Raw genomic sequence first — 26688 nt, 5'->3', positions numbered from 1 at the left:
CTTCAGGCCGCGCGCCGTCTGGCCGCATCGTAGAGCGCCAGCCTGCGCGTGGCTGTTTCAGTCAGCCCGCCAGAGTAATCGAGGCCTGCATCCGGCAGAGTCTCGGCGAAGTGGCAGGCGGCATTGTGGCCCGGCGCCACCTCGCGCAAGGCCGGGACCTCGCTTCGGCAGCGGTCCTGCGCAAACGGGCAGCGAGTGTGGAAACGGCAGCCTGGCGGAACAGCCATCGGGCTCGGCACGTCGCCGCCAAGCGGGGTCACCTTGCCACGTCGGGCCGGATCCGGGTGTGGGATCGCGGCCAGCAGGGCGCGCGTGTAAGGGTGGCGCGGATTGGCGAACAACTCCCGCTTGCCGCCGATCTCCATCACCTGGCCGAGATACATGACCGCGATCCGGTCCGCCATGTGCTTAACCACGGCGAGATCATGCGCGATGAAAAGGTAGGAGAGTCCAAGCCTCGCCTGCAGATCCTTCATCAGGTTGACGACCTGTGCCTGGATGGACACGTCCAGCGCGGAGACCGGTTCGTCACAGACCACCAGATCCGGCTCGACCGACAAGGCGCGGGCGATGCCGATGCGCTGCCGCTGACCGCCCGAGAACTCGTGCGGATAGCGTTCGGCATGGAAAGGCTGCAGCCCGACGAGACGCAGCAACTCCTGCACCTTGGCGCGACGCGCGGCATTGTCGCCGATGCCGTGCACCACCATCGGCTCGGCAATCGCCTCGCCCACCGTCAGGCGGGGGTTGAGGCTGGCATATGGGTCCTGAAAGACGATCTGAATGCGCCGCCGGAGGCTGCGCATGGCGGCGCCACCTACCTTGGTGACATCCTGCCCGTCGAAGCGGATGGTGCCGGCCGATGGCTCGATCAGCCGCAACACCAGCCGCGCGGTGGTGGACTTGCCACAGCCGGACTCACCCACCAGGGCCAGGGTCTCGCCACGCCGCACTTCAAAGGAAACACCATCGACTGCTCGCACCGTGCCGACTTGTTTCTGCACCAGCACGCCCTTCTTCACCGGGTAGTGCCGGGCGAGGCCGGAAACTTCCAGCAGGGCGCTCATGCCGCATTCTCCAGTGACAAGGAGTTTTCGATGGGCGCCCGGATGCAGGCAGCCTCATGCCCCGCCGACAACTCACGCAGCGGCGGCTGAGCCGTGGTGCAGTCGGTGATGCTGAAGGGGCAGCGCGGGTGGAAACGACAGCCTTCGGGAAAGGCGAAAGGCGGCGGCACGGCGCCGTCAATCGCCAGCAGCCGCTCGCGCTCTTCATCCAGCCGGGGAACGGAACCGAGCAGGCCCAGCGTATAGGGATGCTGCGGGTCCTCAAACAATTCGCGGGCCGTGGTGCGCTCGGCCACCTTGCCGGCATAGAGCACCGCGACCTCGTCGGCCATTTCGGCGACCACCCCGAGGTCATGGGTTATCAGGATGATCGACATGCCGGTCTCATCCTGCAGCTCGCGCAGCAGGTCGAGGATCTGCGCCTGCACGGTGACATCAAGTGCCGTGGTGGGCTCGTCGGCGATCAGCAGGCGGGGGCGGCAGGCCAGCGCCATGGCGATCATCACGCGCTGCCGCATGCCGCCCGAGAGCTGGTGCGGGTACTCGTCGAAACGACGCTCGGGGGCCGGAATGCGCACGCGCTTCAGCGCGGCGATGGCCTGATCGCGCAACTGCGCTGCACTGTCTTTCGGCGAATGGACGCGCATCGCCTCGGTGATCTGCTTGCCCACGGTGTGCACCGGGTTCAGCGAGGTCATCGGCTCCTGGAAGATCATGGCGATCTGCCCACCGCGCACCTGCCGCATCTGGCTGGTGGACAGGGTGAGCAGGTCCCTCCCCTCCAGCAGCACGCGGCCATCGGTGATGCGGCCCGGCGGCGGCACCAGCCGCATAATGGAGAGTGACAGCATGGACTTGCCGCAACCGCTCTCACCCACGATGCCGAGCGTCTGGCCGCGCTTCACGGAAAGATCGATGCCGTCCACCGCACGAACCAGGCCAGAGGAGGTCTTGAAGGAGGTGCGCAGGCCTTCGATACGGAGAAGTTCAGGGGAATTCATCAGGCCCATCGAAAGGTCGGAGGAGAAATCTTCTCGACCGGACGATGCGCCCAGTCCTGTTTCGGCGCACGGTCGAGGATGCGCTTCTGCGCTTCGTCCAAGGCTGCCGCGGCGGCGTCGTAATCCATGGTGAGAACCTTGCCATCGCGCACCACTTCCTCGCCATCCACATGCACGGAGCGGATGGCGCGGTCACCCGCCGCGTAGAGCAGCGAGCGCATCGGATCGCGCGCCGGGCGCATCATGGGATGCGTCACGTCCACCAGCACGAAATCCGCGCGGCAACCGGGGGCAAGCCGGCCGATATCGTCGCGTCCCAGCGCCTGTGCGCCACCGATGGTGGCGGCGTCGAACAGGTCGGTGGAGGTGAGGCTGCGTGGATCGCCGGATTGCGTGCGCGCGAGGTAGGCAACCAGGCGCAGCTCGTCGAGCATGTTGTGCGGATAGGTATCGGTGCCGATGCCCATGTTCACGCCGCGCTTCCGGTAGCGTCCGAAATGCTTCAGCGTGATGCCGCGCCGCGCGAAGACGGTGGGGCAATGGGCCACGGTGGTGCCAGTGGCGGCGAGCCGGTCAAGATCCGTCTCGGTGTGCCAGCGCGTGCTCGGATGGTCATCGAGGAAGATGCCGTGCCCGATGATCGAGCGCTCCGAGAGCAGACCCTGGCTGTCCAGCCAGCCGATCGGAGTCAAGCCGTGGCGGCGGGTAATCTCGTGGAACTCCACGACCGACTGCGCGGCGTGGATCTGCCAAGACAAGCCGCGCGCCTTGGCCTCCTGGAAGCTCTCGCGCAGCAGCGTCTCGGAGCAGGTGTCGATCTGCGCCGGAACCACCATGCCGAAGAGCCGGCCGGATTGGTGCTGCTCCGCGCGCTCGATCAGGTTGAGCGCCTCGGACATGGCCTTCTCGCCGGCCTTCTCGTCCCACTCATACTCGACGACGTGGCCGTTCTTGGTGAACCACCGCGCCGAGCGGAACATCGGCGCGACGCAGACGCGCAGGCCGCTCTCCGCCAGCAGGTCGAGCCAGCCAGGATGCGCCATGGACAGGTCGGCCACCGTGGTGACGCCCGACAGCAGCAGTTCCGACAAGGCTACGCGCACGCAGCTCGGCACGGCCTCCGCATCGGCCCGGAAGATCGGCATGTACTCATAGAGCGAGGAGTTATAAAGGCCGGGAGAGCCGATCTCGTCCAGCAGCCCCTTGTTCATCGGCTCCGAAGAAGGATGGCAGTGGATGTTGACGAGGCCGGGCATGACCATCAGGCCCTTGCCATCGATCACCTCATCGGCCGGCCCGTCATACTCCCGGCCGATATGGGTGATGCGCCCATCCTCGTAGGCCAGCACCGCATCCGTCAGGTAGGTGTGCTGCTTTTCCGCCGCGTCCCAGGCAATAACCAGATCGGCGTTGCGGATAACGGTGGTGACCATTCTTTCCTCCCTCGCTCAGCGCGTCAGCCGGATGTCGAGGCCCTTGTAGAGCGCGACACCGTAGATGCCGTGCGGCCGCACGCCTTCCACACGTTGCCCGGACATGACCCAGAGCGGCTGACGGATCAGTGGCAGCCATGGACTTTCCTGCGCCAGCTGCACCTGGACTTGGCCGATGGCCTGGGCGCGCTGCGCCGGGTCCGTGGCCGCTTTGGCCTCGTTCAGCAGGCGGTCGGTTTCAGGATCGTTCCAGTTCATCCGGTTCGGTGTGGGCCGGTTTGCACCGGAGAAATACAGGGCCAGCCCATCCGTCGCCGAGGCGTAAGGATAGGCCATAATGAAGGCGTCGAATTCCTGCGTCGCCAGTTTGCCCCATGCAACGGTGGCGTCCCAGAGCTGGACGCGCATCTCGATCCCGATGCGCCGCAGGTCCGCCTGGATCGCCTGCATCATGCCGCTGTTGTACTGATGCTGGATAGCATAGGCGAGGAATGAGGCTCGCTGCCCGTCCTTCACCCGAACACCGTCCGTCCCCATGGCCCAGCCCGCCTCGTCCAGGACCTTGCGCGCGCCCTCCACATCAAGCTTCGGCATCTCGGCACGGGCTTCGGCGCTGGCATCGAGCGCCTTCGGATTGATGTAGGCGTCGGCCACCTCACCGGCGCCAAACCAGACGGCCTTGTTGATGGCCGCCTTGTCCACCGCCATGTTGATGGCACGGCGCACGGCGGCATCGCTGACCACCGGCTTGTCGACCTTGAAGCCCATGAAGTTGTCGTAGAAATATTGTGTCTGCTGCTGCAGCTTCACCGTCGGGATCCGCTTCAGGCCTTCCAGCGCGAAGTACGGAATCCACTGCGTCACATCGCCCTGGCCCGATTGCACGGCAGCGAGCCGGGTATTGGCCTCCGGGATGATGCGCATGACAATCCGGCCGACCTGCGGCGACGGATTGTTGTAGATCGGCGGACCCCAATTGTAGGCGGGGTTCTTGGTCAGCACCATTTCCTGCCGCGGCTGCCAGCTCTGCCAGCAATAGGGTCCGACGCCGTTGAAGCCCTGTACCCCGAAGTTGTCGCCCAGCTTCTCCACTGTTGCCTGATCGACAATGCCGAAGAAATACTGGGTGAGCTGGATCAGCAGCTCGGAGAAGGGCTCCTGCAGCTCGTACTCGACGGTGAGGTCGTCAACCGCGCGGATCTCCTTCACCTTGCCGGCACGCCAGCGCACCGGGCCCCGCAGCGCCGGATCGACGAAGCGGTTCAGGCTGTAGGCCACATCCTTCGCCGTCATCGGCTTGCCATCGCAGAACTTCACACCCTGCTTCAGCTTGAAGGTGTAGAGCTTGCCGTCCTCGCTGACCGTCCAGCTCTCGGCCAGGCCGGGGCGGATCGTGGTCTGGTCCCAATCCATCGATACCAGCGTATCGGTCAAAAGGAACAGCGCCTCGCCGGCGGCGGTGGCAGAGGTGCGGGCCGGATCGTAGCGGTCCGCGTCGATCTCGCGCAGCACGACCAGTGTGTCGCGCGGCGACATCTGCGCCATGGCGGGCAGGCTCGCCAGCGACAGCGCTGTGCCAGCCAGCAGCGCGGCGGCGCGGCGGCCGAAATTGGGAGCGTCAGGCATGCTTGGCCCTTTCATGAGCGGGTCAGACACGGAGCCGGGGGTCAAGCGCATCGCGCAGCGCATCGCCCAGCAGGTTGAAGGTGAGCACGACCACAAAGATCGCGACGCAGGGCAGCACCGCGATATGCGGCGCGAAGAACAGGAAGTTGCGGCCCTCGGCGGCCATGGCACCCAGTTCCGCCACCGGCGGCTGTGCGCCAAGCCCGAGGAATGACAGGGCCGATCCCAGCAGGATCACCTGGCCGAAGCGCAGCGTGGCGAAGACGAAGATCGGGGACAGGCAATTGGGCGCCACATGCTTCAGGATCAGCCTGCCATCGCCCATGCCGGTGGCGCGCGCGGCCTCGATATAGTCCATACGCATGACCACCAGCGCCGCACCGCGCACGATGCGCGCCATCAGTGGCACAGTGGCAATGGACAACGCCAGCACCACCGCCGGAATCCCCGGCCCGAAGATGGCGGCGATAGCGAGGCCGAACAGGATGGCCGGGAAGGACAGCAGCACATCCATCAGCCGCATCAGCAGTCCGTCGACGCGGCGGTAGAAGGCGGCAGCAAAGCCGATCAGCGCGCCGATCACCCCGCCCAGCACAACCGAGGCAAGGCCCATCACCAGCGTCACGCGCAGGCCGAACAACATGCGGGTGATCATGTCGCGTCCCTGGCTGTCGGCACCGAGCGGCAGGCCTTCCGTCCCCGGCACCGACATGGCCGTGGCCAGGTTGTTGTCGAAGGGATCGGTCGGCGCGATCCACGGCGCAAGGATCGCGGCGAGGATCAGCAGCATGGCAATGCCAAAGGCCGTGGCCGCGATCGGCTCCTTCAACATGCGCTTCAACGTGCCGGGACGGCGCGGCGCCGATGCCGCAACAGGGGTGGCGGCGGCCGCGGCGGCGGAGGTCAGGCTCGCCATGCTCAGGCCGCCCGCATGCGCGGATCGAGCGCGACGTAGAGAACATCAACCACGAGATTCACCAGGATGAAGCCGAGGGAGAGCACGATGATCGTGCCCTGCGCCATCGGGAAATCGGAGGAAAGAATGGCGCCCACGGCCAAGCGGCCTACGCCCGGCCAGGAGAACACCGTCTCCGTCACCACCGCGCCGCCCAGCAGAAAGCCGATCTGCAAGCCTATCAGCGTCACCACCGGGATCATGGCGTTGCGCAGGGCATGACGCATCACCACCGTGCTCTCGGCCAGTCCCTTGGCACGGGCGGTGCGCACATGCTCGGCGCCCAGCACCTCCAGCACGGCGGTGCGTGTCATGCGCGCTACCGGGGCGATGAACACGCCGCCCAAGGTGAAGGCCGGCATGGCGATGGCCTGCCATCCTTCCAACGTCCAGAGCGGACCGCCTCGCCCTGTGAAGGGCAGCAATTGCCATTGAAAGCCAACAAACCAGATCAGCATCAGCCCCAGAAAGAAGACAGGCACCGAGCCGCCGGCAACCGACAGGGCGGTGACCACACGGTCCAGCACCGAACCGCGGTAATAAGCGGCGACGGTGCCCAACAGGATACCGATCGGAATGGACCAGAAGAGCGAGGCGAACATCAGCTCCAGCGTCGGGCCGATGGTGGCACCCAGCTCCTGCGTGACCGCGACGTTGTTGATGATGGAGACGCCCAGATCGCCTTGCAGCAGGCGCCAGAGATAAACGCCGAACTGCACCCAGAGCGGCTGGTCGAGCCCGAGGTCGCGGCGAATGGCCTCCACAACATCGGGGGTGGCGGAAGGACCGGCGCGGACGATGGCGGGATCGTTGGGCACCACCTGCATCAGCAGAAAGCCGACCAGCAGCACACCCAGCATCACCGGCGCGGTCATCAGGAGGCGTTGAACAATATGACGCAGCATCGGATCAGTCCGCGGCCCCCGCGAGTGCCGCCGCCTCGCCATGACGGTCGAAGATCACCCGGCCACCTCGGAGGGTGAGGTCGGCCTGCGTTTCCAGGATCGCCTCGGGCTCCGCGGCAAAGAAGTCGTGCGACATGACGGCGATGTCGGCGAGCATGCCCGGCTCCAGCGTGCCGCGCGACTCTTCCGCGAACTGCGAGTAGGCGCCGCACCAGGTGTAGCAATGCACGGCCTCTTCCGCCGTCAGCCTCTCGTCGGCACCAAGCACCGTGCCCTTCGACGTTCTGCGCGTCACCATGGTGTAGAGGTTCGGGAAGGGATCGACCGAGCAGACCGGACTGTCGGTCGAGGCCGCCGGATGATGCCCCTCATGCAGCCAGGTGCGCATGGGGTAGGAAGCAGCGGCGCGCGCCTCGCCCAGATTGGTGATGTAGAGGTCGCCGAATTCCCAGATGAAGGAAGGCTGCGGGATCGGGATGATGCCGTGCTTCAGCATCCGCGCCCGCTGTCCGGCATTGAGAAAGCCGCAATGCTCGATGCGGTGCCGGCGGCCCTTGATCGGCATGGCAGCGCTGTCCGCCTTTTCCATGCCGGTCAGCACCTGCTCGATCGCCGCGTCGCCAATGGCATGGATATCGAGCTGCCAGCCCTGTGCGTGGTAGCGCGCCAGCATCTCGTACTGCGATTCGTCGGGGAAGCAGAAGATGCCGGTGCCGCCGCCCGCGCTTTCGAGATAGGGCTCGTAGAAGGCGGCTGTCAGCCCGCCGGCGGAGCCATCGGCAAAGGTCTTCACCGCGCCCCAGGCCAGCATCTCCTCGGCGGCCGCCCCTTGCGCGAAGTTTGGCCGCAGCCCTTCACCCCAGGCCTGCGTGGCGATGCCTTCCGGATTGCCCGCCAGCACCTGCCACATGCGCTGCACCAGCCGGCCATCGGCGGCGGCGCGACGATAGGCTCCGATCTCGGCCATGCCGGCCGTCATGCCGACGTTCATGTCGCTGGCTGAAGCAAAGCCCAGGCCTGCCAGGTTCCGCCCACCGGCCTCGATGGCGTCCACCATCTCCGCCTCGGTGGGTGGTGGGATGATGTCGCGGATCAGGCGCATGGCCCGTTCCTGGAACAGGCCGGTCAACTTGCCACCCTTGCGCTCAATGGCGCCACCCTCCGGGTCGGGCGTGTTGTGGCCAACGCCGGCCAGCTTCATGGCCGCCGTGTTTGCCACCGCCACATGGCCGCATGTGCGGGTGATCAGCACCGGGTGGTCGGGCACGGCGGCATCGATTTCGCTGGCGAGCGGGTGGCGGCGGATGTCCAGCTCGCCGTGATCATAGCCACGGCCCAGGATCCACTCCCCCTTCGGCGTGTTGCGCGCCGCAGCCTTCAGGCGGTTCAGCACCTCGTCCAGCGTGCGCACCTCCTCGGCCCGAAGGTTCACCTGCCGCAGTCCCAGCCCGTAGGGCAGCAGGTGCATGTGCGCCTCGTTCAGCGCCGGGATGGCAACGCGGCCGCCAAGATCGACGCGCCGTGTGGCGGCACCGGCGGCTTCCGCCACCTCGGCGTCCGCGCCGACGGCCACGATGCGGCCATCCTTGACCGCCAAAGCCTCGGCGAACCCTCCGGCGAGCCCGCGGAAGATGCGGCCGCCCGTGATCAGCAGGTCGGCGCTCATGAGCGCCAATCCGTCTTGCTGCCCTCGATCAGCTGCAGGGCCGAACTCCAGGCCCATTCGCTGTGCGCCAGCGACCGCTCTGGATTGCCATTGAATTGCGCGGCAGTTCTGCTGCGCACCTCCTCTGGCGGGAAGACGAGTTCCGCACCGCCCGATTGCGCCGCGATCTGCGCCTGGCAGGCCCGCTCCAGGTAGTAAATCAGGTTGAAGGCTTCCGGGATCGAGCGGCCAGCAACCAACAGGCCATGGTTGCGCAGGATCATGGCCCTGTGCTCGCCCATGTCTTGCACCAGACGGTCCCTTTCGTCGAGGTCGAGTGCGACGCCCTCATAGCCGTGATAGGCGAGGTGGCCGTGGAACTTCAGCGCGTGCTGGCTGATCGGCAGCAGCCCGTCCTTCTGAGCCGAGACGGCGATGCCCGCTGCGGTGTGGGTATGCACGACACAGAAGGCGTCTTCCCGTGCCATGTGCAAGGCGGAATGGATGGTGAAGCCGGCGGCGTTCACCTGCTTCGACTCGCCGCCCTCTTCGACGATGTTGCCGTCGAGGTCGATTTTCACCAGATCGCTCGCGCACATCCGGTCGAACAGCACACCGTACTTGTTGATCAGGAAATGGTGCTCGAGCCCCGGAACCCGCGCGCTGATGTGTGTGTAGATGAAGTCGGTCATGCGGAAATGCGCGACCAGCCGGTACAGCGCGGCCAGATCGCAGCGAATGCGCCACTCCTCCTCGGAACACTGCATGCGCGGGACGGATGTGGCGACGTTCATGACCATTCTCCCTGGAATGGCCGGGAGTGTCAGCCGGGGCATGAGCAGCGTCAATCAGGGGAATCAATGCTGCACCGCAGCTTTAGTGCGGAACTGCGCAGATGTTAAGCAAGAGTCCGCTCATCCGCGGAGCATCGCCGCTTGCCGGAAACGTTTACGGGAACCTTTCCGCCACAGCCGTGCTGAGTGGCCCTGTTGATCAGGCTGGCTGAAGCTGGTCGTCCTCAACCACCACCGCAGCCTCCGCGGACCAACCGAGACGCACGACAAGGCCTTCGGACGGAGCAACGGATGCGTTCCAGGCTGGCATGACAACACGCAACGGACCCAGATCTTCCGTTGCGACGATCAGGCTGAAGGCGGCACCGGCGTAAGACCAGCTCACCACTTCTCCGGACACAGTGTTGTCAGCGGCTCCATCAGGCGACAGCAGCAGGATCTTCTGAGGACGCAATGACAGCAGCACGTCCCTTCCCGCCGTGATGGGGCACGCGACACGCAGCGCGAGGTCACCAACCTTTACAATTCCCCCGGGCCCGGCCTGCCCACGCAGAAAGTTCGAGGTGCCGAGGAAATCCGCAACAAAGCGGGTACGCGGCGCTTCGTAGAGTTCGAACGGCGTGCCCTGCTGGACCACCTGTCCCTTGTTCAGGATGGCAATGCGGTCGGACAGGCTGAGCGCCTCCTCCTGGTCATGCGTGACGTTCACGAAGGTGCGGCCGATGCGGCGATGCAGTGCCTTCAACTCCTCCTGCAGCTCCGCCCGCAGCTTCTTGTCCAGCGCCGAAAGTGGCTCGTCGAGCAGCAACAACAGCGGATCGAACACCAGCGCACGCGCCAACGCCACGCGCTGCTGCTGGCCGCCGGAAAGCTGCGCCGGCCGCCGGTCGGCGAAAGCGGAAAGCTGCACCAGATCCAGTGCGGCGCGCACCTTCTCGGCTTGATCGGCACGGGCCATGCGACGCACCCGCAGCGGAAATGCAACGTTCTCCGCCACCGTCATATGCGGAAACAGCGCATAGCCCTGGAACACCATGCCGAATTGCCGCTTCTCGGGCGGCAGCGCGGTAATGTCGTTGCCATCCAGCAATACATGCCCCGCCGACGGATCCACAAAGCCCGCGATGATCATCAGCAGCGTCGTCTTGCCCGATCCCGAAGGGCCAAGCAGCGTCAGGAACTCGCCGCGCCCCACGGCAAGGTCGACACCTTCCACGGCGGTGAAGCCGCCATACCGCTTGCCGACGCCGTGAAGCGCCAGCGCATGTCCCGTTGCGGTGCTCATCGTGTCAGGCCCTATAGCCTGGCTGCTCGCGGTCCATCTTTCGCTTCAGCGCCTGCCAGGGCAGCCAGCCCTTTACCGGCGAATCCTGCGCCTGTTCCCGCACGCGGGCGACCATCTCGGGCGATGGCATGGACAATGCGGCGCCAGTGGATTGCGCCGCCACCTGGATGCGGCAGGATTGCTCCAGGTAGTACATCCAGTAGAAAGCCTCGGCCACGGTGCGGCCGATAGTCAGCAGACCGTGGTTGCGAAGAATCAGGCAGGGCTTGTCGCCAAGATCGCGCACGATGCGCTCCCGCTCGCTCAGATTGTCGTCGGCCGCGATGCCTTCATACTCGTGCATGGCAACGCGATCGTGCAATTCCATGTTCATCTGGTTGAGCGGCAGCAGCCCGCCCGCCTGGGCCGCGACCGTCATGCCGGCCAGGGTGTGGGTGTGCATCACGCACTGCGCCCGGGACACAGCCCGGTGCACCGCCGAATGGATCACGAAGCCCGCGGGATTCACCGGCCACTCCGTGTGCTGCAACGGTTCCCCTTCGGCATCCACGGCCACCAGGGAGGAGGCGGTGATTTCCTCGAACAGCAGGCCGTAGGGGTTGACCAGGAAGCGATGCCCTTCTCCCGGAATGCGGACGGACAAATGGGTGTAGACCAGATCGGTCATGCCGAACTGCGCCAGCAGCCGGTAGGCGCAGGCGAGGTCCTCGCGCAGATCCTGCTCGCTCGGCTGATGCGACGGATCGGGGCGGATGGGCGGCGGGGGCAAAGCCATCAATAGCCTCGTGTGGGGTCGTAAAGGTTGGGCAGCGGCCGCCCCGCCTCGAAATCGGCGATGGCGCCGGCGACATACCGGGCCCGCCCGGAGCGGCTGGCCGTGGAGGCAATGTGCGGCGTCACGGTGATTCCGGGATGCGACCAGAGAAGGCTTGCGGCAGGCAGCGGTTCCTCTTCGAACACGTCCAGCACAGCGCCGCCAAGATGCCCTGCATCCAGCGCCGCCAAAAGATCGGGCACCACCAGATGCGAGCCCCGCCCGGCATTGACCAGCCCCGCACCCCGCGGCAGCTGCGCGATCAACCTGGCGTCGATCAGCCCGGCCGTTTCCGCGGTGGAGGGCAGAAGGCAAACCAGGGTGTCGGTGCTGGAAAGAAACTCGGGCAGTTCTGCCGGACCCGCGAAGCTGACGACGCCCGGCAGTTCCTTGCGCGAGCGCGACCAGCCCTGCACCGGAAACCCCACACCCTGGAGCATGGCCGCGGCGTGGCGCCCCAGATTGCCCATCCCCATGATGCCCACGCGGCGTTCGGGGGCGATGTAGCGGCTTTCCCGGTACCGCCATGCGTGTTCCGCCTGGCCCAGGGCGAAGTGCCGAGCATCGCGCAACAGCGTTAAGCAGGCCCAGACGACGTATTCGCCCATGCGCTGCGCCGTTTCCGGGTTGCCCAGGCGCACCAGCGGCAGATGCCTGGGCCAGTGCGGATCGCAGGTGATGTGGTCCACCCCCGCGGCCGAGGAAAACACCGCCTTCAGCCGCGGCAGCGAGGCTAACCAGCCGGCGGCGGGCTCCCATACCAGGACGTAGTCCACCTCCGCGGCGGGAACGTCGGCATCCTCCCACCAATGCACCGAGATGGTGGGATCGACCGCGCCGAAGCAGGCCTGCCATTCCGGTAGGGCCTCAACACCGCCCGACTTCACCAGAAGCTTCACCACGTGACGCCGGTCCCCTCGTTGCCGCGGTTCAGCCTGCCTCCGCTCCGGCCCACACGTCCAGAGGTGCTGCACCACAAAACGGCGGTCGATTGGCCACCGGCCGCCGCCTCGCGCCAGCCGATTGATCATGATGCGCAAGCCGCAGGCAAGGTGGCCTCCGTTCAGCGACATGTCAGGCAGCGCTTGACGCCGGGGAGCCGCCCGCAGAGCATTCCTGCAAACGAAACAAAACCGGAGACGTCACGATGCTGCGCCGCGCCCTGCTGGCCATTGTTCTGCCGGCCTGTGCCCTTCTCTTCCCGGCCATCGGGGCCACCCAGGGCTTCAAACCGCAGAATCCGGAATGCATCGCTCCGGCAGCACCTGGCGGCGGCTTCGATCTCACCTGCCGCACCACGGCACGGCTGCTGAACGAGTACGGCATCGTCGGCCCGGCCATCCGCACCCAGAACATGCCCGGCGGAATCGGCGCCGTGGCGATGAACCAGGTGATCGCGCAGCGCCGCACCGATCCCAATGTCATTGTCGCGGTGTCCACCGGCTCCTGGGTCAACCTTGCACAGGGGCGCTTTGGGCGCTGGACGGAGAACGATGTCCGATGGGTCGGCGCCATCGGAGCCGATTTCGGCGTCATCGCCGTGCGCAAGGACAGCCGATTTCAGTCACTGGCCGATCTGATGACAGCACTGAAGGCTGATCCGGGCAGCGTGCCGATCGGAGCGGGCGGCGCCGTCGGCAGCCAGGACTGGACCAAGGCGGCGCTGATCGCGAAGGCGGCCGGCGCCGATCCACGCCGGCTCCGCTATGTTCCCTTCGAGGGTGGTGGTCAGTCGATGGCGGCGCTTCTCGGCGGGCATATCCAGGTTTTCCCTGGAGATGCTTCCGAGGTGCAGGGTCAACTCGCGGCGGGGGAAATCCGGCTGTTGGCCGTTCTGGCGCCGAACCGGCTACCTGGCGCCTTTGCGGAAGTGCCGACCGCACGCGAGCAGGGGGTGGACGCGGAATGGACCATCGTCCGCGGCTTCTACATGCCGCCAGGGGCGCCCGATGCCGCCTATGAGTTCTGGGTTGACGCGATCCGGAAGCTGCAGGGCGAACCCCGCTACGCAGATGCCCGCAATGGTGCGGGGCTGTTCGAGTACAATCTGGCGGGGGCCGAGTTCGACGCCTTGGCCAAGCAGCGCACGGCCGAATACCGGCAGCTCGCCCGGGATGTGGGCCTGGTGACGCAATGAGCGAACACTCGTCGCCGGCGCCGCATCCCCCGCGCGCCATGGCCTCCTCGCCCTTGCCGGACCGCGTGCTGGCGCTGGCGTTGCTGGGCGTGGCCATGCTGGCGGCCCGCCATGCGGCGAGGCTTGAAGTGCCCTTTGCGGCCGATCCGTTGGGTCCGAAGGTGTTTCCTGCCGTGATCGCGGCGTTGCTCGGCGCCGCGTCGCTGACCCTGCTGCTGCGGCCAGGGCTCGGTTGGGAATCCGCGGGCCGGCCCTGGCGCGGCCTGGCCTGCATCCTCGCCATGCTTGCCTACGCTCCGTTGCTGTCGCCGCTGGGGTTCATCCTTGCGACCGGACTGCTCTGCCTCGTCATTGCGCGGGCCTTTGGCGGAAGCTCGATGCAATGCGGGATGGCGGCCTTGGTCACGGCTCCTGCGCTGTTTCTGTTGCTGGACCGGCTGCTGGACCTGCCCCTGCCCCGCGGCCCGTTCGGCTTCTGACCGCATGGACGCCCTGGCCCAGCTCGGCGGCGGCTTCGCCGTCGCCCTTGCCCCGCTCAACCTGCTGCTGGCGCTGTGCGGCAGCTTTGCCGGAACTGCCATTGGCGCATTGCCCGGCCTCGGCCCCCTGAATGCCATTGCGCTGCTGTTGCCGCTGGTTTTCGCCCTGAAGCTGCCGCCGGAAAGTGCGCTCATTCTGCTTGCCGCCGTCTACTACGGCAGCGGGTACGGTGGCCGCATTGCCGCCATTCTTCTGAACATGCCGGGCGAGCCCGCCGCCGTGCTGACCACCCTGGACGGCCACCCGATGGCCCGGGCCGGTCGAGGCAGCGCGGCACTGGCCATCTCGGGCATCGGCAGCTTTGTTGGCGCGACGCTGTCGGTGGTGCTGATGACCTTTCTGTCCGTGCCGCTGTCCCGCGCGGCGGTGGGGTTCTCGCCGGCCGACTATGTCGCGCTAATCGCTTTCGCGCTGTCCCTGCTCGGCGCCGTGGCCATGGGCAATGCCGCGAAAACCTGGATCGCGGCGTCGCTCGGGCTGCTGCTGTCCCTGGTTGGCATCGATGGCGGCACCGGGATCGAACGCTTCACCTTTGGCAGCATCGAATTGCTGGGCGGCATCGACTTCACCGTGCTGGCCATCGGCCTCTTCGCCGTCAGCGAGATCCTGCTGCTTCTGGAAAGCCCGGTTACAACCGCCGCCAGCCATCTGGGCCGGGGCGCAAGGCTGACGCTGGGCGAAGTGCGGCGCTGCATTCCCACCATGCTGCGTTCCACCGGCATCGGCTTCGTCATCGGGGTACTGCCGGGTGCCGGCGCCTCCATCGCCGCCGCCCTGTCCTACACCACCGAGCGGCGGCTGAACGGCCGCACGGGGCACTTCGGGCAGGGTGACATCCGCGGCGTGGCGGCACCCGAGACGGCCGACAATGCGGCGCAGATCGGCAACATGGTGCCGATGCTGGCGCTGGGCATTCCCGGCTCTGGCACCGCCGCCGTGCTGCTGGGCGCCCTGCTGATGTACAACATCACGCCCGGCCCCCTGTTGTTCGAGCAGCGGCCGGAAGTGGCCTGGGGACTGATCGCCAGCATGTATGTCGGCAACGTCATGCTGCTGGTGCTGAATCTGCCACTGGTAGGCCTGTTCGCGCGGCTGCTGATGGTGCCGGGATGGATGCTCTATCCCGTGGTGATCGGCCTGTCCTTTGCCGGCGTTTATGCCGTGTCGAACTCAGCCTCCGACCTGCTGCTGGCGGTCGGCTTCGGGGTTGTGGGCTGGCTGTTCCGAAAGCTTGACGTGCCGCTGGTGCCGATCATCCTGGGCTTCGTGCTGGGACGGCTGCTGGAAGACAACCTGCGCCGCGCACTGTCCCTCAGCGATGGCGACGCCATGGTGCTTCTGGCGTCGCCGGTTTCGGTTGCGCTCTGGGCGATGACGCTGCTTGCCGTGCTCTGGCCGCTGATGACACCCCTCTGGCGTCGATGGGAGGTGCGTTGACGGCGCTGCGGGCAAGTTCACCGTTCCTGCCCGCACCATTCGGGTTCAGGCGGCGAGCAAGCTTTCCGATGGCCCGAAGAATTCGTAGTGCAGGCGGGCATCGGCGATGCCGGCGGCCAGCAGACCCGGCACGAAATGCGCCAGGAAGGCACGCGGCCCGCAGAGATGAATCTCCGCCTCCCGCGCTTCGGTGGCAGCCAGCAACCAATCCACCGAGGGGCGCCCGGCAAGGGAATGGTCCTGCTCCGCCTGCCCAGGCTCCTCGTAGAAGGTCGTCACGCGCAGTCCGGAATGACGATCGGCCAGCTCCCGCAGCCGCCCTGCAAAGGCGTGCGTTTCGCCACTTTGGGTGCCGTGCACCCAATGCACCTTCGCATCCGGACGGCGCGCCAGCAGATCCTCCAGCATGCTGAGGAGCGGGGTCAGGCCGACACCGCCCGAGACCATCAGCACCGGCCGCCCGGTATCGTGCAACACGAAATCACCCGCCGGCGCCGCCAGCCGCAGCTTGGTGCCCGGCAGGCCATGTTCATGCAGCCATCGGGACGCCAGCCCGTCCCGCCGCACAGAGATCCGGTAGCCTGCATCGCCTGGAGTCGAGGAGATGCTGTAGTTCCGGCGCAACGGCGCCTGCCCGGGAATGAACAGCTCCAGCCCCAGATAGGCTCCGGGGCGATGCAGCATCACCTTTCCGCCATCAGCAGGCCGCAGCAGGAAGGAGGTGATGACGCTGCTTTCCGTCACTCGTTCGGCGACGACGAAGTCGCGCCAGCCATTCCAGCCGCCCGGTGCCTCGGCCTGTTCGCCGTAGATCTGGGCTTCGCGCCCGATCAGCAGTCGTGCCAGCGCCCAGTACGCCTCACCCCAGGCACCCAGGACCTCAGGCGTCGCCGCTTTCCCCAACACGTCGGAGATGGCGCCGAGCAGTGCCGAAGCCACGGCATCGTAATGCGCGGGCTGGATGTCGAGTGAAACGTGCTTCTGGGCGATCAGCTCCACCGCGCCCGCCAGCGGCCGCAGATCGTCGATGTTGCGGGCATAGGCCAGTACGGCGCCGGCCAGTGCTCTGGGTTGCCGCTCGCTCATGCCCTGATGCGACTGGTTGAACAGGTTGCGGACCACGGGATCCTGGAACAGGCGCCCGTACATCGCGCGGGCGATCTCCACGCCATGAGCCTCCAGGGCCGGGATTGTAGCCTTGATGATCTGCCTCGTGGCTTCGCACAACGGGTTCGGCATGGTTCCATCGACCTTTAAGGTGCAAATTATATGCATCTTATAGCGCCGGTGTTTTTAAGGTGTAAACGTCATATATCTTTCAGATGCGACTGACCCTGCACACCGACTATGCGTTGCGCACGCTGATCTTCGTCGGGCTGCGTCCAGGGCGGCTCGCCTCGATCGCCGAAATCTCGGCGGCCTACCGAATTTCTGAGAACCACCTGACAAAGGTGGTGCACGGGCTCGGCCGGGCGGGATTTCTGGAAACGGTACGCGGGCGCGGCGGCGGGTTGCGGCTGGCACGGTCGGCCGAAAGCATCCGGGTAGGCGATGTGGTGCGCGCCACGGAGGAGGACATGGCCCTCGTTGCCTGCTTTCCTGGAACCACGGCGCCGGGCGTGGCGCCCTGCCTGATCGCCGGCACCTGCCGGTTGACGTCGGTACTGGCGGACGCGCTCGGCGCCTTCATGGCCGTGCTCGACGGCGTGACGCTGCAGGATTTGCTGGCGCCCCGGCAGCAGGCCTTGCGGGCGCTGCTGGGGCTGGAAGCGGACTCGCCGGGTGGTCAGCTCAGCAATGCGTAAATCATGCGGACTGCGGTGATCGCCAGAAACAGCGCGAAGGCGCGCTTCAGCATCAGTGGCGGAATGGTGTGCGCCAGATGCACCCCCCAGGGCGTCGCCAGGATCGAGCTGGGCACGATCAGCGCGAAGCCGATGAGGTTCACATAGCCCACCGAAAAGGGGGGCAGCAGCGGATCGCCGTAGCCGCCCCAGAGGAAGCCGGCCGTCGCCGGGATGGAGATGATCAGCCCGAAGACGGAGGCCGTGGCGACTGCCGCTCGGATCGGCGCACCGAACATGGACAGGATCGGCACGCCCACCGTGCCGCCGCCAATGCCCATCATGGCGGAAACGGTGCCGATGAAGCCGCCGATGCCCCAAAGCCCCGGCCCGCGCGGCGTCCTGTCGCGCAGTTTGAAGTCCACCCCGGTGAAGCCCATGTTGATGGCGACCAGCAGCGCGATCGTTGCGAACACCGCCGACAGCGCATCGCCATGCAGCCAGATGGCCAGCACGGTGCCGATGACAACCCCGATGATCATGCTCGGCCAGATGGCCTTCAGCAGCCCCATATCGATGGCGCCGCGCGCGTGGTGCTTGCGCGCCGAAACGATGGAGGTGGGAATGATGGTGGCCAGGCTCGTGCCCACCGCCAGCTTCATCTGCACCGCCTCAGGAATGTCCAGCAACGGAAAGATGTTGAACAGCACAGGCACGATCACGATGCCCCCGCCGACGCCGAGCAGCCCGGCCAGCGTTCCGGAAAGCAGGCCCGTGAGCGCCATCGCAACAGCGAGGCCCGCCAGCCAGTAGGGATCTGTCATATGTTCCATGGGAGCAGCGAACCTTGGCGATCTTGGACGGTGGACGCATGCTGTTACACCCAAGCCGAGGTTCCGTCAGCCCGTGGCCATTGCCAACTATCTGATCACCGATCCGCTCTTCTACGCGCTGGCGGTGCCGGCCGTGCTGATCACGGGCATCAGCAAGGGCGGCTTTGCCTCCGGCGGCGGCAACCTGTTCGTGCCGGCTGTGGCGTTGCTGATCCCGGCGCCGCAGGCCGCGGCCATCTGCCTTCCCATCCTCTGCGCCATGGACATCGCCGGTCTGCGCGCCTGGTGGGGACGCTGGAGCAAGCGGGAGATGCGCGTGATCCTGCCAAGCGGCCTGTTGGGCATCGCCATCGGAGCCTTCGCCTTCGGCCTGATGACAGATCGCGCGATCAAGCTGATGGTGGGCGGCATTGCCCTGGCGTTTCTGGCACGTTCACTCTGGCTGGCACGCGGCACCGCGACGTCGCGGCCGGCCCGGCCCAGCGTGGGACGTGGCGGATTCTGGTCTGCTGTTTCGGGCTTCACCTCCACCATCGCCCATGCCGGAGGACCGCCGCTGGCCGTCTACCTGTATCCCCTGCGTCTTGAGCGAGCCCAGCTTGCCGCGACAACAGTGGTGTTCTTCGGCATGGTCAACTACGTAAAACTGCTGCCCTACGCGCTGCTGGGACAGTTCAGCCTGTCCAACATGCTGACCAGCCTGGCGCTGATGCCCTTGGCGCCGGTCGGCGTCCGGCTCGGTGTGTGGCTGCAGGGCCGCGTCAGCGACCGGCTGTTCTACCGGCTGATCTATGTTCTTCTCGGCGCCACCGGGCTGAAGCTGGTGGCCGATGGCCTGGGGTTTTAGAAGCAAACCATGTCCGACACTCCCAATCCTGACCTTCCTTTCCTGGGCGTTCTGGGCGGCATGGGTCCGCTCGCCAGCGCGCAATTCATGTTGCGCCTGACCTTGCTGACCCCGGCCACGCGCGACCAGGACCACCTGCCCGCCGTACTGTGGTCCGATCCGCGTGTGCCCGACCGCACGGCGGCCCGCCTGTCGGGTGGCGAGGATCCCCTGCCCTGGCTGCTGCGCGGCATCGGGGGCCTGGAAGCGGCGGGCTGCGGGGCCATCGCCATCCCCTGCAACACCGCCCATGGCTGGTACGACGGCATGGCGGCGGTGACGCGTCTGCCCATCCTGCACATCGTCGATGCCGCGGCCGAGGAATTGGCGCGCCTGGGTGTGAGCCGGGGCCGGATCGGCGTGATGGGTACCGCCGGCACGCTGGCCATGCGGCTCTACCAGGAACGGCTCGAAAGTCGCGGCTATGATTGCATCGTGCCCGAACCCGCCGAGATGGAGGCCCTGGTTTCCCCAGGCATCGCGCTGGTGAAGTCCAATCGCGTCGCCGATGCCTATGCTCCCCTGGCTGAGGCCGCCCGCATCCTCAAGGCACGGGGCGCTGCCGCCGTGGTGCTCGGCTGCACGGAAATCCCCCTTGGCATCCTGGCGGGGCCGCATGCCGAGATCGGCCTGCCACTGGTGGACACCATTGATGCGCTGGCTTTGTCTGCACTCCGGTGGGCAGGCCGCTGAAGCGGCGAGGCAACTTCTCCGCTTTGAAGCCGAGGCATAATGCCGGCTCAGCCTGAAGGCGCGGCCGGCTCCGAATTGGAGGGGTGACGCGGCAGGCCCCTCTGGACAAGGTGTCGTTCCAGCGCGAGCCTTCGGTTCGCGCAGGCGGCCGCCTGCCCTTCCGGAGTGCGTGGCCTTGTTCCTGACCATGGTTTGCACCGCCTCCCCGAACTGCCCGGAGTCTCGCCGATGAACAGCATGCCTGGCTGGAGGAGCCGCGCGGGATCGCCCTTCACCTGCGAGAAGGGCCCGGCGCAGGCCAGCAAGGGGATGGTAGTCACCAATCACCCGGTAGCCTCCTCGGCCGGAGCGGAGATGCTGTTGGCCGGCGGCAATGCCATCGACGCAGCCATCGCCGCCCTGTTCACCCTGACGGTGGTGGAACCCATGATGGTCGGTCCGCTGGGTGGCGGTGTCGCGCATATTCGCCTTAGCGATGGCCGGCACATCGTGATGGATGGCCTGTCCACCGCACCCGCCGCGGCGCGGGACACCTTGTACCGTCCCGTGTCTGATACCCTGCCCGATTACCAGGAAACGGAAGGGCAGGCGAACAAGGTCGGCGTACTCGCCATGGGGGTGCCAGGGGCACTGGCAGGTTGGTGCAAGGCGCTGTCGGAGCACGGAACCCTGCCGCTTCGCGACGTGATCCGCCCCGCCATCCGCGCCGCCGCCGACGGCTTTCGCGTCACGCACTACCTGCGCGGCGCCATCCTGGATGCCGCGGCGGATCTCGCGGCCGATCCGGGGTTGGCAGCAACCTTTCTGCCTGGCGGCGAGGCTCTCAGCGCCGGCACGCTGCTCTGCCAGCCGGAGCTTGCGGACTCGTTGCGCATGGTGGGCGATCAAGGGCCGGCGGCGCTCCATGGCGGTGCGATCGGCGGGGCGCTGGTGGCCCATATGGCGGCGCGCGGCGGGCTGATCACCATGGCTGACCTGGAGCGTTACGCGGTGGCGGAGCGCGAACCCATCATCGGTCATTACAGGGGGTTCGAGGTCCTGGCGCCCCCGCCTCCCTCCTCATCCGGCGTGCATGTCGCGCAGATGCTGAACATCCTGGAGGGGTTCGACCTTCGCGGGCTGGGCTCCGGCAGCGCCGAAACCATCCACCTGCTGGCTGAGGCCTTGAAAATGGCCTTTGCCGATCGCGCGGTGGCCACGGCTGATCCCGCCTTTATCAAGGTTCCGGTGGAGCGTCTGACCAGCAAGGCCTATGCCGATGAACGCCGTGCACTGCTGAATCCGGACCTTGCCCAGGCCTGGGCACCAGGCATTCCCCAGGCGGAAAGCGCCAACACCACCCATGTCACGGTCGCCGATGCCGCCGGAAACATCGTCGCCACCACCCAGACGATCAACAGCCTGTTCGGCGCCAGATTCACCATTCCGGGCACCGGGTTGATTGCCAACAACTACATGTTCAACTTCGATCCGCATCCAGGGCAGGCCCTATCCGTAGCGCCTGGAAAGCGCGTCTTCACGTCCATGGCCCCAACCATTGCCCGTCGCGACGGCAAGCCTGCCTTCGCCCTTGGCTTGCCGGGAGGCTTGCGGATCTTCGGATCGGCCATGCAGACAGTGATCAACCTGATCGACCACGGCATGTCGCTGCAGGAGGCGGTGGAGGCACCACGGGTGTGGACCAACGGCCATACGCTGGAACTGGAGCCCACCATTGCCGCAAATGTGGATGGCCACCTGGAACGTCTCGGGCACAGGGTGCAGCGGGTGAAACATATCGGCGGCGGCATGGGCGCCATCCGCTTCGCAGCCGACGGTATGCTGGAGGGCGCCGCCTGCTGGCGGGCCGATGGGACGCCGGTGGGCATCGCAGGCGGACTGGCGCGCGCGGATGTCCGCTTCAACCTAGAACAGTTGCGGCGCTGACCGGCGCCGGAACCCGACGGGTTCCGGCGCCAAGCCAAGTCAGATGCGACGGTCGCCAGGGCGTGCCGGGTCGATCACGTCTCCGGCACTGCCGGCCGGACCGACATAGGGGGTGTCGCGTTTGTCGTCGTAGCCCGTCCAACCGCCCTCGCGGTAGCTGGCTTCGCGTTCCGTCATATTGACCGGCTGGTGGCGCGACAGGATGTCCAGCACCTCGCCTTCCCGCGCATCATCGGCGCGAACGCTGACGATGCTGCCGCCCCGACGCATGCCCTCAGCATAGACGGGCGCCTCGGCTTCGCTGACGCCGGCGCCGGTCAGGCTGCCGATCAGCCCGCCCGCGGCCGCCCCGACACCAGCGCCGGTCAGCGCGGCCACCAGTGCGCCTGCCGCCACGACCGGCCCGATGCCCGGGATGGCAATGGCGCCCAGCGCTGCCGCCACGCCTGCGCCGCCACCCACAAGGGTGCCAAGCGAGGCGCCGATGCCGGCGCCGGAACTGGCCTTCTCGCCGGTGTCGCTGTGCTTCGTTCCGGTGGCCGAGCCGGTGGTCGTTTCGGCCGAGCCCGTCTCGTCGGAGCGCGCGATGACACTGATGTCGTCCGACGAGAAACCGGCGCTCTCAAGGTCACGAACGGCGTTGAGGGCATGCTCCCGGCTGTCGAACATCCGGGTAATGGTCTTTTGAGCCATGTTGCGGTCGCCTTTACTGGAGGTTCGGAATGCTTGCTTAGCGGGCGGCGCCGCTGCCGGTCACCACGTTGCCCTGGAAGTCCAGACCCACATCGGACTGGGTCCCATTGCGCATGGCCTTGCCGCGCCAAACGCCCTGGTCGTCCTGGCGGAGCTCCTGCACATCGGTGTAGCCAGCAGCCTCGATGCGACTGCGGGCCTGGCCCTCCGTGAAGCTGTTCGAGCCAGCGGCCGGCGTCTGGGTGGTCGGCGGATCCCGGCGCTCACCGCTTCCGGCGGCGCCGGTTCCCGTGGTGCCGGTGGTCGCGCCTGGCGTGGTCGCGCCGGGATTGTTCATTCCAGGCGTGCCCTGCTGCATGGTGGTGCCACCACCCCGGGGCTGTTCGGGTGAGCCGGCCGTGCCGCCGCCGGGCTGAGCCTGCGCCCATGCGGCCGGCGCGGCCATCAACACCGCGGCCACGAATCCAGCCAACCTTGCGATGCGCATGATGATGTCCCCTCTTGATCCTTGACTTGGCAGCGGCTTTTCAGCCGTGCGTGCAGGATTAACCCTGGAGGAGCGTCAGGTTTGCCCGTTTCGCCTGTGGAAAAAGCCGATTCAGGCCCGGAGGCACAGCAAAAAGGCCGCACCTTCCGGGCGGCCTTTCCATCTTACTCGCCCAGTGGTCGAGCGATCAGGGGCACACGCAGCCATCGGTAGGGCCGGTTTCGCCCCGCACCACGTGGTGGTCGATCCATTCGGAGACCAGTCGCCGAGCCTCGTTGACGGAGGCTTCAGGGTGATGGATGCGGTACAGGGCCGTGCAGGCACGGAATGACGAAAGATCGTCGTTCCCGGTTTCCCGCAGCTCCCGGTACGCCGTCACCACCGCCCGTTCGCACCGGCGTGTGATGTGGCTGAAATCATGACCCATCAGCATTCTCCGTGAATTTGCGAGCCAAATGCGAATCGCTCGCAATTCATCCCTGCAGTTTTATAGGCTGGCTCGATGATGCCATCAAGGCCAGTCGATCAAAGCTTTGGACACGCCCGGGTCACGATCCCGAGGCGACGGCCTCCGCCAGGGCACGGCCGACATCTTCCGTGCCGGCCTGGCCGCCCATGTCACGGGTGCGCGGGCCGCCTTCGGCCAGCAGCTTCTCGATGGTGCGGACAATGCAGTCGGCCGCTTCCTTTTCCCCCAGATGCTCCAACATCATGGCACCGGACCAGATCTGCCCGATCGGATTGCAGATGTGCTTGCCAGCGATGTCGGGCGCCGATCCATGCACCGGCTCGAACATCGATGGGGCGGTTTTCTCCGGGTTGATGTTGGCCGATGGCGCGATGCCGATGGAGCCCGCCACTGCCGGGCCCAGATCCGAGAGAATGTCGCCGAACAGGTTGGAACCCACCACCACGTCGAACCAGTCCGGATGCTGCACGAAATGCGCGCAGAGGATGTCGATGTGGAACTGGTCGGTGGTGACACCCGGGTAGTTCTGCGCCATGGCGGCGAAGCGCTCATCCCAGTAAGGCATCGTGAAAGTGATGCCATTGGATTTGGTGGCGCTGGTCAGCTTCCTGCGTGGTCGCGTTTGCGCCAGCTCGAAGGCATATTTCAGCACCCGGTCCACGCCTTTGCGCGTGAAGACGGCATCCTGGGTCACGAACTCGCGCTCGGTGCCAGCGAACATCTTTCCACCGGAGGAGGAATACTCGCCCTCCGTATTCTCTCGCACCACGTAGAAATCGATCTCGGCGGGGGTGCGGTTGGCAAGCGGCGTCTTGGCACCAGGCATCAGCTTGCAAGGGCGAAGGCTGATATACTGGTCGAACTCGCGCCGGATCGGGATCAGCAAGCCCCAGAGCGAGATATGGTCCGGCACGCCCGGCCAGCCCACGGCTCCCAAAAACACGCTGTCGCTCTGGCGAAGTTGCTCGATGCCGTCCTCCGGCATCATGCGGCCCGTCTTGCTGTAGGTCTCGCAGGACCAGTCGTAGTGGTCGAGCTTGAATTCGAAGCCGAAACGGCGAGCGGCGGCGTCCAGCACACGCAATCCCTCCGGCACGGTTTCCTTGCCGATACCATCCCCGGGCACCACGGCGATCCGATAGGAACGGGTCATGCGCTTCCTCCAAGCCTTCGACGCAGGTGAAGGGTGCCGCCCCTCAGCGTCCACGGCAAGGGGGCGGCCCTCTGCGCCTCCCGCAGTTCCTCGCCAGCAGCCGCCCTCGACCACGCTGGCCGGCTCAGGCCCAGCCCCTGGCGCGGATCGCCTCCGCCACCCGTGCTGCCTCATCGACCGGCTGCCGCGCAAAGGGCGCCGCGGCGACGAAGGGGCGGGCCTGACCGGCCTCGTACAGGCTGCGCCACAAGGCACGATGGCGTGGCGCATCCGTAGTTTCGGCGATAAAAACCGGCGCGCCCGTGGCCAAAGCCTCGCTGATCATGGACACCGAATCGCCAGTCACGACTACCACGTCGGCCCAGGCCAGGAAGCCGGCATAAGGGTTGGCGCCGCCATCCTGCCAGCCATGCAGCACATGGGGCGTTCCGCGCAGCGCCTCCTCCAGGACCGGGCGCGCCGCGACGCCACTGCGGCGGGAGGTGGTGGCCATGACACTGCCGCCAAAGGCGGCGGCGCGGTGCGCCAGCTCGGCGACCAATCCAGGCTCCAGCCCTTCAGCCCGTACGGCGCCGCCTAAAAGAAGCGCCACCCGCAGAGCCGGCAGTGTGCCCAGCGTGGGCGCCCATTCCGCCCGCGCCTCGGCCAGCCTCCTTGCGCTCATTCGGTGCGCCGCTCCCAGAATGGGCAGGATGTTGCTCGCCTCCCGCGGCCGGTCGTGCCGTCCAATCACCAGAAGATCGAAGCCACTGGCGCCGAAGCCCGGGCGCATGGCATGCACGGTGCGTGCTCCCTGGCGGCCCAGCCAGCGCGCCACCGGCGCCGAGCGGCGTCCGGCCGAGATCACCAGCTCAGGCCAGGGCGGAGCCAGCGCCTGCCGCGCGGCAGGCGCGACGCCGGCTAGGCTGGGCCACGGCCATGGCAGGCGAGACAGCCCTCCCCAGGCCAGCTCCACGGTGTGGAAGGGCGTGCCCAACCGCTCGGCGATGCCCAGGGCCTGCGCCGCGGTGCCGGCCCTGGGATCGGCCAGAACCCAGATGCGACTCGGATCTGTCATGGACGTGACGCCCCGCTCGTTTTACGAACCGCCGCCAAAAGGAGCCCCCGACATGCCTTCGACCCCCTTCTCCGCGCCCGGGGTTTCCCCTGGGACCTCCGACTGGGATCGCGACGCCGCGCTCACCACCGCCCGCATCCTGCTGGAGATCAAGGCGGTCAATTTCCGGCCCGAGGAGCCCTATACCTTCACCAGCGGCTGGAAAAGCCCGGTCTACATCGATTGCCGGAAGATCATTTCCTTTCCCCGCGCCCGCAACAAAATCTGCGACCTGGCGGTGGAGAAGATCAACCGCCACATCGGCTTCGAGACGATCGAGGCGGTGACAGGCGGCGAAACGGCTGGAATCCCCTATGCCGCCTGGATTGCCGACCGCATGGGGGCGCCGATGTCCTATGTGCGCAAGAAGCCCAAGGGCTTCGGTCGGAACGCCCAGATCGAGGGCGACGTGCCCGAGGGCAAGCGCACCCTGCTGGTGGAGGACCTGACCACCGATGGCGCCAGCAAGATCCGCTTCGCGCAGGCGCTGCGCGACGCCGGCGCGGTGTGCGACGACACCTTCGTGGTGTTCTTCTACGGTGTGTTCCCCGGCGGGCAGGAGAAGCTGAAGGAGATCAAGCTGAACCTGCTGCACCTGGCAACTTGGTGGGACGTGTTGGAGGTCTGCCGCGAGCGGCCCTACTTCTCCGAGGGTGCCTTGAAGGAAGTGCGCAAGTTCCTGGAAGATCCCGTAGGCTGGAGCCGCGACCGCGGTGGCGTCGGCAGCCTAGCCGAAGCGGAAGCCTACAAGGCCAAGGCGGGGTAACCTCCCTGTTCTCATAGCAGGGCGTTACAAGCCGCCCCTCCTGGCGGAGAGCGCTGCTTGTAACCCCCGGCGCTGCGCGTGGAGCAGGCCGCCCTGCCCCGGTGTCTTTCGCGGCTGCACCGGCAGGCGGACGCGGCGCGCCCGATTGACGAACACGCCCGGATCGCCTTTGATGCCCACGATGACCGCTATCCGCCCCCTCTCCGCACGGTATTACCGCCCGCTTCCATAAGCGGCGGACCGATCATCCATGTCCCCACCGC

At 66.7% G+C, this 26688-nt stretch carries 26 protein-coding genes; 8 read left to right on the top strand and 18 right to left on the bottom strand.

The genetic code is table 11. The annotated features are described in order from the left end of the window. Positions 1-2: 2 nt before the first annotated feature. From ACFOD4_RS11340 to ACFOD4_RS11290, 11 genes are all read right to left on the bottom strand, one after another. The gene (locus ACFOD4_RS11340; protein WP_379596511.1) at positions 3-1067 is read right to left on the bottom strand and encodes an ABC transporter ATP-binding protein; all 1065 of its coding nucleotides are present in this window, start codon (positions 1065-1067) and stop codon (positions 3-5) included. Then, entirely contained in the window at positions 1064-2068 is a 1005-nt protein-coding gene (locus ACFOD4_RS11335; protein WP_379596509.1) for an ABC transporter ATP-binding protein, read from the bottom strand. The genes ACFOD4_RS11340 and ACFOD4_RS11335 overlap by 4 nt, the downstream gene beginning before the upstream one ends. After that, positions 2068-3501: an amidohydrolase family protein gene (locus ACFOD4_RS11330; RefSeq protein ID WP_379596508.1), complete on the bottom strand. Its 1434-nt coding sequence runs from the start codon at positions 3499-3501 to the stop codon at positions 2068-2070. The genes ACFOD4_RS11335 and ACFOD4_RS11330 overlap by 1 nt, the downstream gene beginning before the upstream one ends. Before the next feature lie 15 nt (positions 3502-3516). Continuing rightward, positions 3517-5127 (bottom strand): ABC transporter substrate-binding protein, encoded by a 1611-nt coding sequence (locus tag ACFOD4_RS11325; RefSeq protein ID WP_379596506.1) that lies wholly within the window; start codon positions 5125-5127, stop codon positions 3517-3519. A gap of 22 nt (positions 5128-5149) precedes the next feature. Beyond that, positions 5150-6043 (bottom strand): ABC transporter permease, encoded by an 894-nt coding sequence (locus ACFOD4_RS11320; protein ID WP_379596505.1) that lies wholly within the window; start codon positions 6041-6043, stop codon positions 5150-5152. A 2-nt stretch (positions 6044-6045) separates the two neighbouring features. Then, positions 6046-6987 (bottom strand): ABC transporter permease, encoded by a 942-nt coding sequence (locus tag ACFOD4_RS11315; RefSeq protein ID WP_379596504.1) that lies wholly within the window; start codon positions 6985-6987, stop codon positions 6046-6048. A 4-nt stretch (positions 6988-6991) separates the two neighbouring features. Then, positions 6992-8653 carry an amidohydrolase gene (locus ACFOD4_RS11310; RefSeq protein ID WP_379596503.1) on the bottom strand — a complete coding sequence of 554 codons (1662 nt, stop codon included), beginning with the start codon at positions 8651-8653 and terminating at the stop codon, positions 6992-6994. Continuing rightward, positions 8650-9426, bottom strand: a complete 777-nt coding sequence (locus ACFOD4_RS11305) for a class II aldolase/adducin family protein (RefSeq protein ID WP_379596502.1) — start codon at positions 9424-9426, stop codon at positions 8650-8652. The genes ACFOD4_RS11310 and ACFOD4_RS11305 overlap by 4 nt, the downstream gene beginning before the upstream one ends. A 199-nt stretch (positions 9427-9625) precedes the next feature. Beyond that, positions 9626-10711, bottom strand: coding sequence for an ABC transporter ATP-binding protein (locus ACFOD4_RS11300; RefSeq protein ID WP_379596500.1), 1086 nt, complete (start codon positions 10709-10711; stop codon positions 9626-9628). 4 nt (positions 10712-10715) lie between these two features. Next, positions 10716-11486, bottom strand: a complete 771-nt coding sequence (locus tag ACFOD4_RS11295) for a class II aldolase/adducin family protein (RefSeq protein WP_379596499.1) — start codon at positions 11484-11486, stop codon at positions 10716-10718. Beyond that, positions 11486-12427, bottom strand: a complete 942-nt coding sequence (locus ACFOD4_RS11290) for a 2-hydroxyacid dehydrogenase (protein WP_379596498.1) — start codon at positions 12425-12427, stop codon at positions 11486-11488. Before ACFOD4_RS11290 ends, ACFOD4_RS11295 begins: the two co-directional genes overlap by 1 nt. 245 nt (positions 12428-12672) lie before the next feature. Between ACFOD4_RS11290 and ACFOD4_RS11285 the strand changes: the two genes are divergently transcribed. The 3 genes from ACFOD4_RS11285 to ACFOD4_RS11275 are packed head-to-tail and all read left to right on the top strand — an operon-like array spanning position 12673 to position 15639. Further along, complete coding sequence (locus ACFOD4_RS11285; protein WP_379596497.1) at positions 12673-13662, top strand: Bug family tripartite tricarboxylate transporter substrate binding protein; 990 nt, start codon at positions 12673-12675, stop codon at positions 13660-13662. Further along, positions 13659-14141, top strand: coding sequence for a tripartite tricarboxylate transporter TctB family protein (locus ACFOD4_RS11280; protein ID WP_379596495.1), 483 nt, complete (start codon positions 13659-13661; stop codon positions 14139-14141). The genes ACFOD4_RS11285 and ACFOD4_RS11280 overlap by 4 nt, the downstream gene beginning before the upstream one ends. Before the next feature lie 4 nt (positions 14142-14145). Further along, on the top strand, positions 14146-15639 hold the full coding sequence (locus tag ACFOD4_RS11275; RefSeq protein WP_379596493.1) for a tripartite tricarboxylate transporter permease: 1494 nt from the start codon (positions 14146-14148) through the stop codon (positions 15637-15639). 45 nt (positions 15640-15684) lie between these two features. Here ACFOD4_RS11275 and hmpA read toward each other — a convergent pair whose 3' ends face one another. Then, positions 15685-16878, bottom strand: coding sequence for an NO-inducible flavohemoprotein (gene hmpA, locus ACFOD4_RS11270; RefSeq protein ID WP_379596491.1), 1194 nt, complete (start codon positions 16876-16878; stop codon positions 15685-15687). Between the two features lie 83 nt (positions 16879-16961). Here hmpA and ACFOD4_RS11265 point away from each other — a divergent pair, with 83 nt between their 5' ends. Next, positions 16962-17444, top strand: a complete 483-nt coding sequence (locus tag ACFOD4_RS11265; RefSeq protein ID WP_379596489.1) for an RrF2 family transcriptional regulator — start codon at positions 16962-16964, stop codon at positions 17442-17444. On the opposite strand, the gene ACFOD4_RS11260 is transcribed toward ACFOD4_RS11265, so the two are convergent. After that, the gene (locus ACFOD4_RS11260; RefSeq protein WP_379596487.1) at positions 17426-18256 is read right to left on the bottom strand and encodes a sulfite exporter TauE/SafE family protein; all 831 of its coding nucleotides are present in this window, start codon (positions 18254-18256) and stop codon (positions 17426-17428) included. The genes ACFOD4_RS11265 and ACFOD4_RS11260 overlap by 19 nt on opposite strands. A 73-nt stretch (positions 18257-18329) precedes the next feature. On the opposite strand from ACFOD4_RS11260, the gene ACFOD4_RS11255 reads away from it, so the two are divergent. From ACFOD4_RS11255 to ggt, 3 genes are all read left to right on the top strand, one after another. After that, positions 18330-19103, top strand: coding sequence for a sulfite exporter TauE/SafE family protein (locus ACFOD4_RS11255; protein WP_379596485.1), 774 nt, complete (start codon positions 18330-18332; stop codon positions 19101-19103). 9 nt (positions 19104-19112) lie between these two features. Beyond that, a complete protein-coding gene (cuyB, locus tag ACFOD4_RS11250; protein ID WP_379596484.1) occupies positions 19113-19835 on the top strand; it encodes a cysteate racemase in 723 nt (240 codons plus the stop codon). Positions 19836-20063: 228 nt separating this feature from the next. Continuing rightward, on the top strand, positions 20064-21761 hold the full coding sequence (ggt, locus tag ACFOD4_RS11245; RefSeq protein ID WP_379596482.1) for a gamma-glutamyltransferase: 1698 nt from the start codon (positions 20064-20066) through the stop codon (positions 21759-21761). A gap of 39 nt (positions 21762-21800) precedes the next feature. Here the strand turns inward: ggt and ACFOD4_RS11240 are convergent, their stop codons facing one another. The 5 genes from ACFOD4_RS11240 to ACFOD4_RS11220 all read right to left on the bottom strand — a co-directional run bounded on the left by ACFOD4_RS11240 (position 21801) and on the right by ACFOD4_RS11220 (position 25620). Next, positions 21801-22454, bottom strand: coding sequence for a hypothetical protein (locus ACFOD4_RS11240; RefSeq protein WP_379596480.1), 654 nt, complete (start codon positions 22452-22454; stop codon positions 21801-21803). Positions 22455-22491: 37 nt separating this feature from the next. Then, on the bottom strand, positions 22492-22941 hold the full coding sequence (locus tag ACFOD4_RS11235; RefSeq protein WP_379596478.1) for a hypothetical protein: 450 nt from the start codon (positions 22939-22941) through the stop codon (positions 22492-22494). Positions 22942-23128: 187 nt separating this feature from the next. Continuing rightward, on the bottom strand, positions 23129-23368 hold the full coding sequence (locus ACFOD4_RS11230; protein WP_379596476.1) for a hypothetical protein: 240 nt from the start codon (positions 23366-23368) through the stop codon (positions 23129-23131). A 121-nt stretch (positions 23369-23489) separates the two neighbouring features. Next, complete coding sequence (locus ACFOD4_RS11225; RefSeq protein WP_379596474.1) at positions 23490-24563, bottom strand: tartrate dehydrogenase; 1074 nt, start codon at positions 24561-24563, stop codon at positions 23490-23492. A 124-nt stretch (positions 24564-24687) separates the two neighbouring features. Further along, the gene (locus ACFOD4_RS11220; RefSeq protein WP_379596472.1) at positions 24688-25620 is read right to left on the bottom strand and encodes a mitochondrial fission ELM1 family protein; all 933 of its coding nucleotides are present in this window, start codon (positions 25618-25620) and stop codon (positions 24688-24690) included. Between the two features lie 52 nt (positions 25621-25672). On the opposite strand from ACFOD4_RS11220, the gene ACFOD4_RS11215 reads away from it, so the two are divergent. Then, positions 25673-26425, top strand: a complete 753-nt coding sequence (locus ACFOD4_RS11215; RefSeq protein WP_379596470.1) for an orotate phosphoribosyltransferase — start codon at positions 25673-25675, stop codon at positions 26423-26425. Positions 26426-26688: the final 263 nt, after the last annotated feature.

This window comes from Teichococcus globiformis (assembly GCF_042646265.1).
Taxonomy (GTDB): Bacteria; Pseudomonadota; Alphaproteobacteria; order Acetobacterales; family Acetobacteraceae; genus Pseudoroseomonas; species Pseudoroseomonas globiformis.
Note: the sequence above shows the minus strand (reverse complement) of the source record. Positions and strands in the feature narration are given on the sequence as shown.

Excerpts from the sequence above, each read along its gene's own strand:
- ACFOD4_RS11330 (WP_379596508.1), bottom strand. The coding sequence starts at position 3,501 with ATGGTCACCACCGTTATCCGCAACGCCGATCTGGTTATTGCCTGGGAC.
- ACFOD4_RS11285 (WP_379596497.1), top strand. The coding sequence starts at position 12,673 with ATGCTGCGCCGCGCCCTGCTGGCCATTGTTCTGCCGGCCTGTGCCCTT.
- cuyB (WP_379596484.1), top strand. The coding sequence starts at position 19,113 with ATGTCCGACACTCCCAATCCTGACCTTCCTTTCCTGGGCGTTCTGGGC.
- ACFOD4_RS11240 (WP_379596480.1), bottom strand. The coding sequence starts at position 22,454 with ATGGCTCAAAAGACCATTACCCGGATGTTCGACAGCCGGGAGCATGCC.
- ACFOD4_RS11220 (WP_379596472.1), bottom strand. The coding sequence starts at position 25,620 with ATGACAGATCCGAGTCGCATCTGGGTTCTGGCCGATCCCAGGGCCGGC.
- ACFOD4_RS11310 (WP_379596503.1), bottom strand. The coding sequence starts at position 8,653 with ATGAGCGCCGACCTGCTGATCACGGGCGGCCGCATCTTCCGCGGGCTC.
- ACFOD4_RS11230 (WP_379596476.1), bottom strand. The coding sequence starts at position 23,368 with ATGGGTCATGATTTCAGCCACATCACACGCCGGTGCGAACGGGCGGTG.
- ACFOD4_RS11295 (WP_379596499.1), bottom strand. The coding sequence starts at position 11,486 with ATGGCTTTGCCCCCGCCGCCCATCCGCCCCGATCCGTCGCATCAGCCG.
- ACFOD4_RS11225 (WP_379596474.1), bottom strand. The coding sequence starts at position 24,563 with ATGACCCGTTCCTATCGGATCGCCGTGGTGCCCGGGGATGGTATCGGC.
- ACFOD4_RS11280 (WP_379596495.1), top strand. The coding sequence starts at position 13,659 with ATGAGCGAACACTCGTCGCCGGCGCCGCATCCCCCGCGCGCCATGGCC.
- ACFOD4_RS11340 (WP_379596511.1), bottom strand. The coding sequence starts at position 1,067 with ATGAGCGCCCTGCTGGAAGTTTCCGGCCTCGCCCGGCACTACCCGGTG.
- hmpA (WP_379596491.1), bottom strand. The coding sequence starts at position 16,878 with ATGCCGAACCCGTTGTGCGAAGCCACGAGGCAGATCATCAAGGCTACA.
- ggt (WP_379596482.1), top strand. The coding sequence starts at position 20,064 with ATGAACAGCATGCCTGGCTGGAGGAGCCGCGCGGGATCGCCCTTCACC.
- ACFOD4_RS11265 (WP_379596489.1), top strand. The coding sequence starts at position 16,962 with ATGCGACTGACCCTGCACACCGACTATGCGTTGCGCACGCTGATCTTC.
- ACFOD4_RS11335 (WP_379596509.1), bottom strand. The coding sequence starts at position 2,068 with ATGAATTCCCCTGAACTTCTCCGTATCGAAGGCCTGCGCACCTCCTTC.
- ACFOD4_RS11320 (WP_379596505.1), bottom strand. The coding sequence starts at position 6,043 with ATGGCGAGCCTGACCTCCGCCGCCGCGGCCGCCGCCACCCCTGTTGCG.
- ACFOD4_RS11275 (WP_379596493.1), top strand. The coding sequence starts at position 14,146 with ATGGACGCCCTGGCCCAGCTCGGCGGCGGCTTCGCCGTCGCCCTTGCC.
- ACFOD4_RS11305 (WP_379596502.1), bottom strand. The coding sequence starts at position 9,426 with ATGAACGTCGCCACATCCGTCCCGCGCATGCAGTGTTCCGAGGAGGAG.
- ACFOD4_RS11235 (WP_379596478.1), bottom strand. The coding sequence starts at position 22,941 with ATGCGCATCGCAAGGTTGGCTGGATTCGTGGCCGCGGTGTTGATGGCC.
- ACFOD4_RS11300 (WP_379596500.1), bottom strand. The coding sequence starts at position 10,711 with ATGAGCACCGCAACGGGACATGCGCTGGCGCTTCACGGCGTCGGCAAG.
- ACFOD4_RS11215 (WP_379596470.1), top strand. The coding sequence starts at position 25,673 with ATGCCTTCGACCCCCTTCTCCGCGCCCGGGGTTTCCCCTGGGACCTCC.
- ACFOD4_RS11260 (WP_379596487.1), bottom strand. The coding sequence starts at position 18,256 with ATGGAACATATGACAGATCCCTACTGGCTGGCGGGCCTCGCTGTTGCG.
- ACFOD4_RS11315 (WP_379596504.1), bottom strand. The coding sequence starts at position 6,987 with ATGCTGCGTCATATTGTTCAACGCCTCCTGATGACCGCGCCGGTGATG.
- ACFOD4_RS11325 (WP_379596506.1), bottom strand. The coding sequence starts at position 5,127 with ATGCCTGACGCTCCCAATTTCGGCCGCCGCGCCGCCGCGCTGCTGGCT.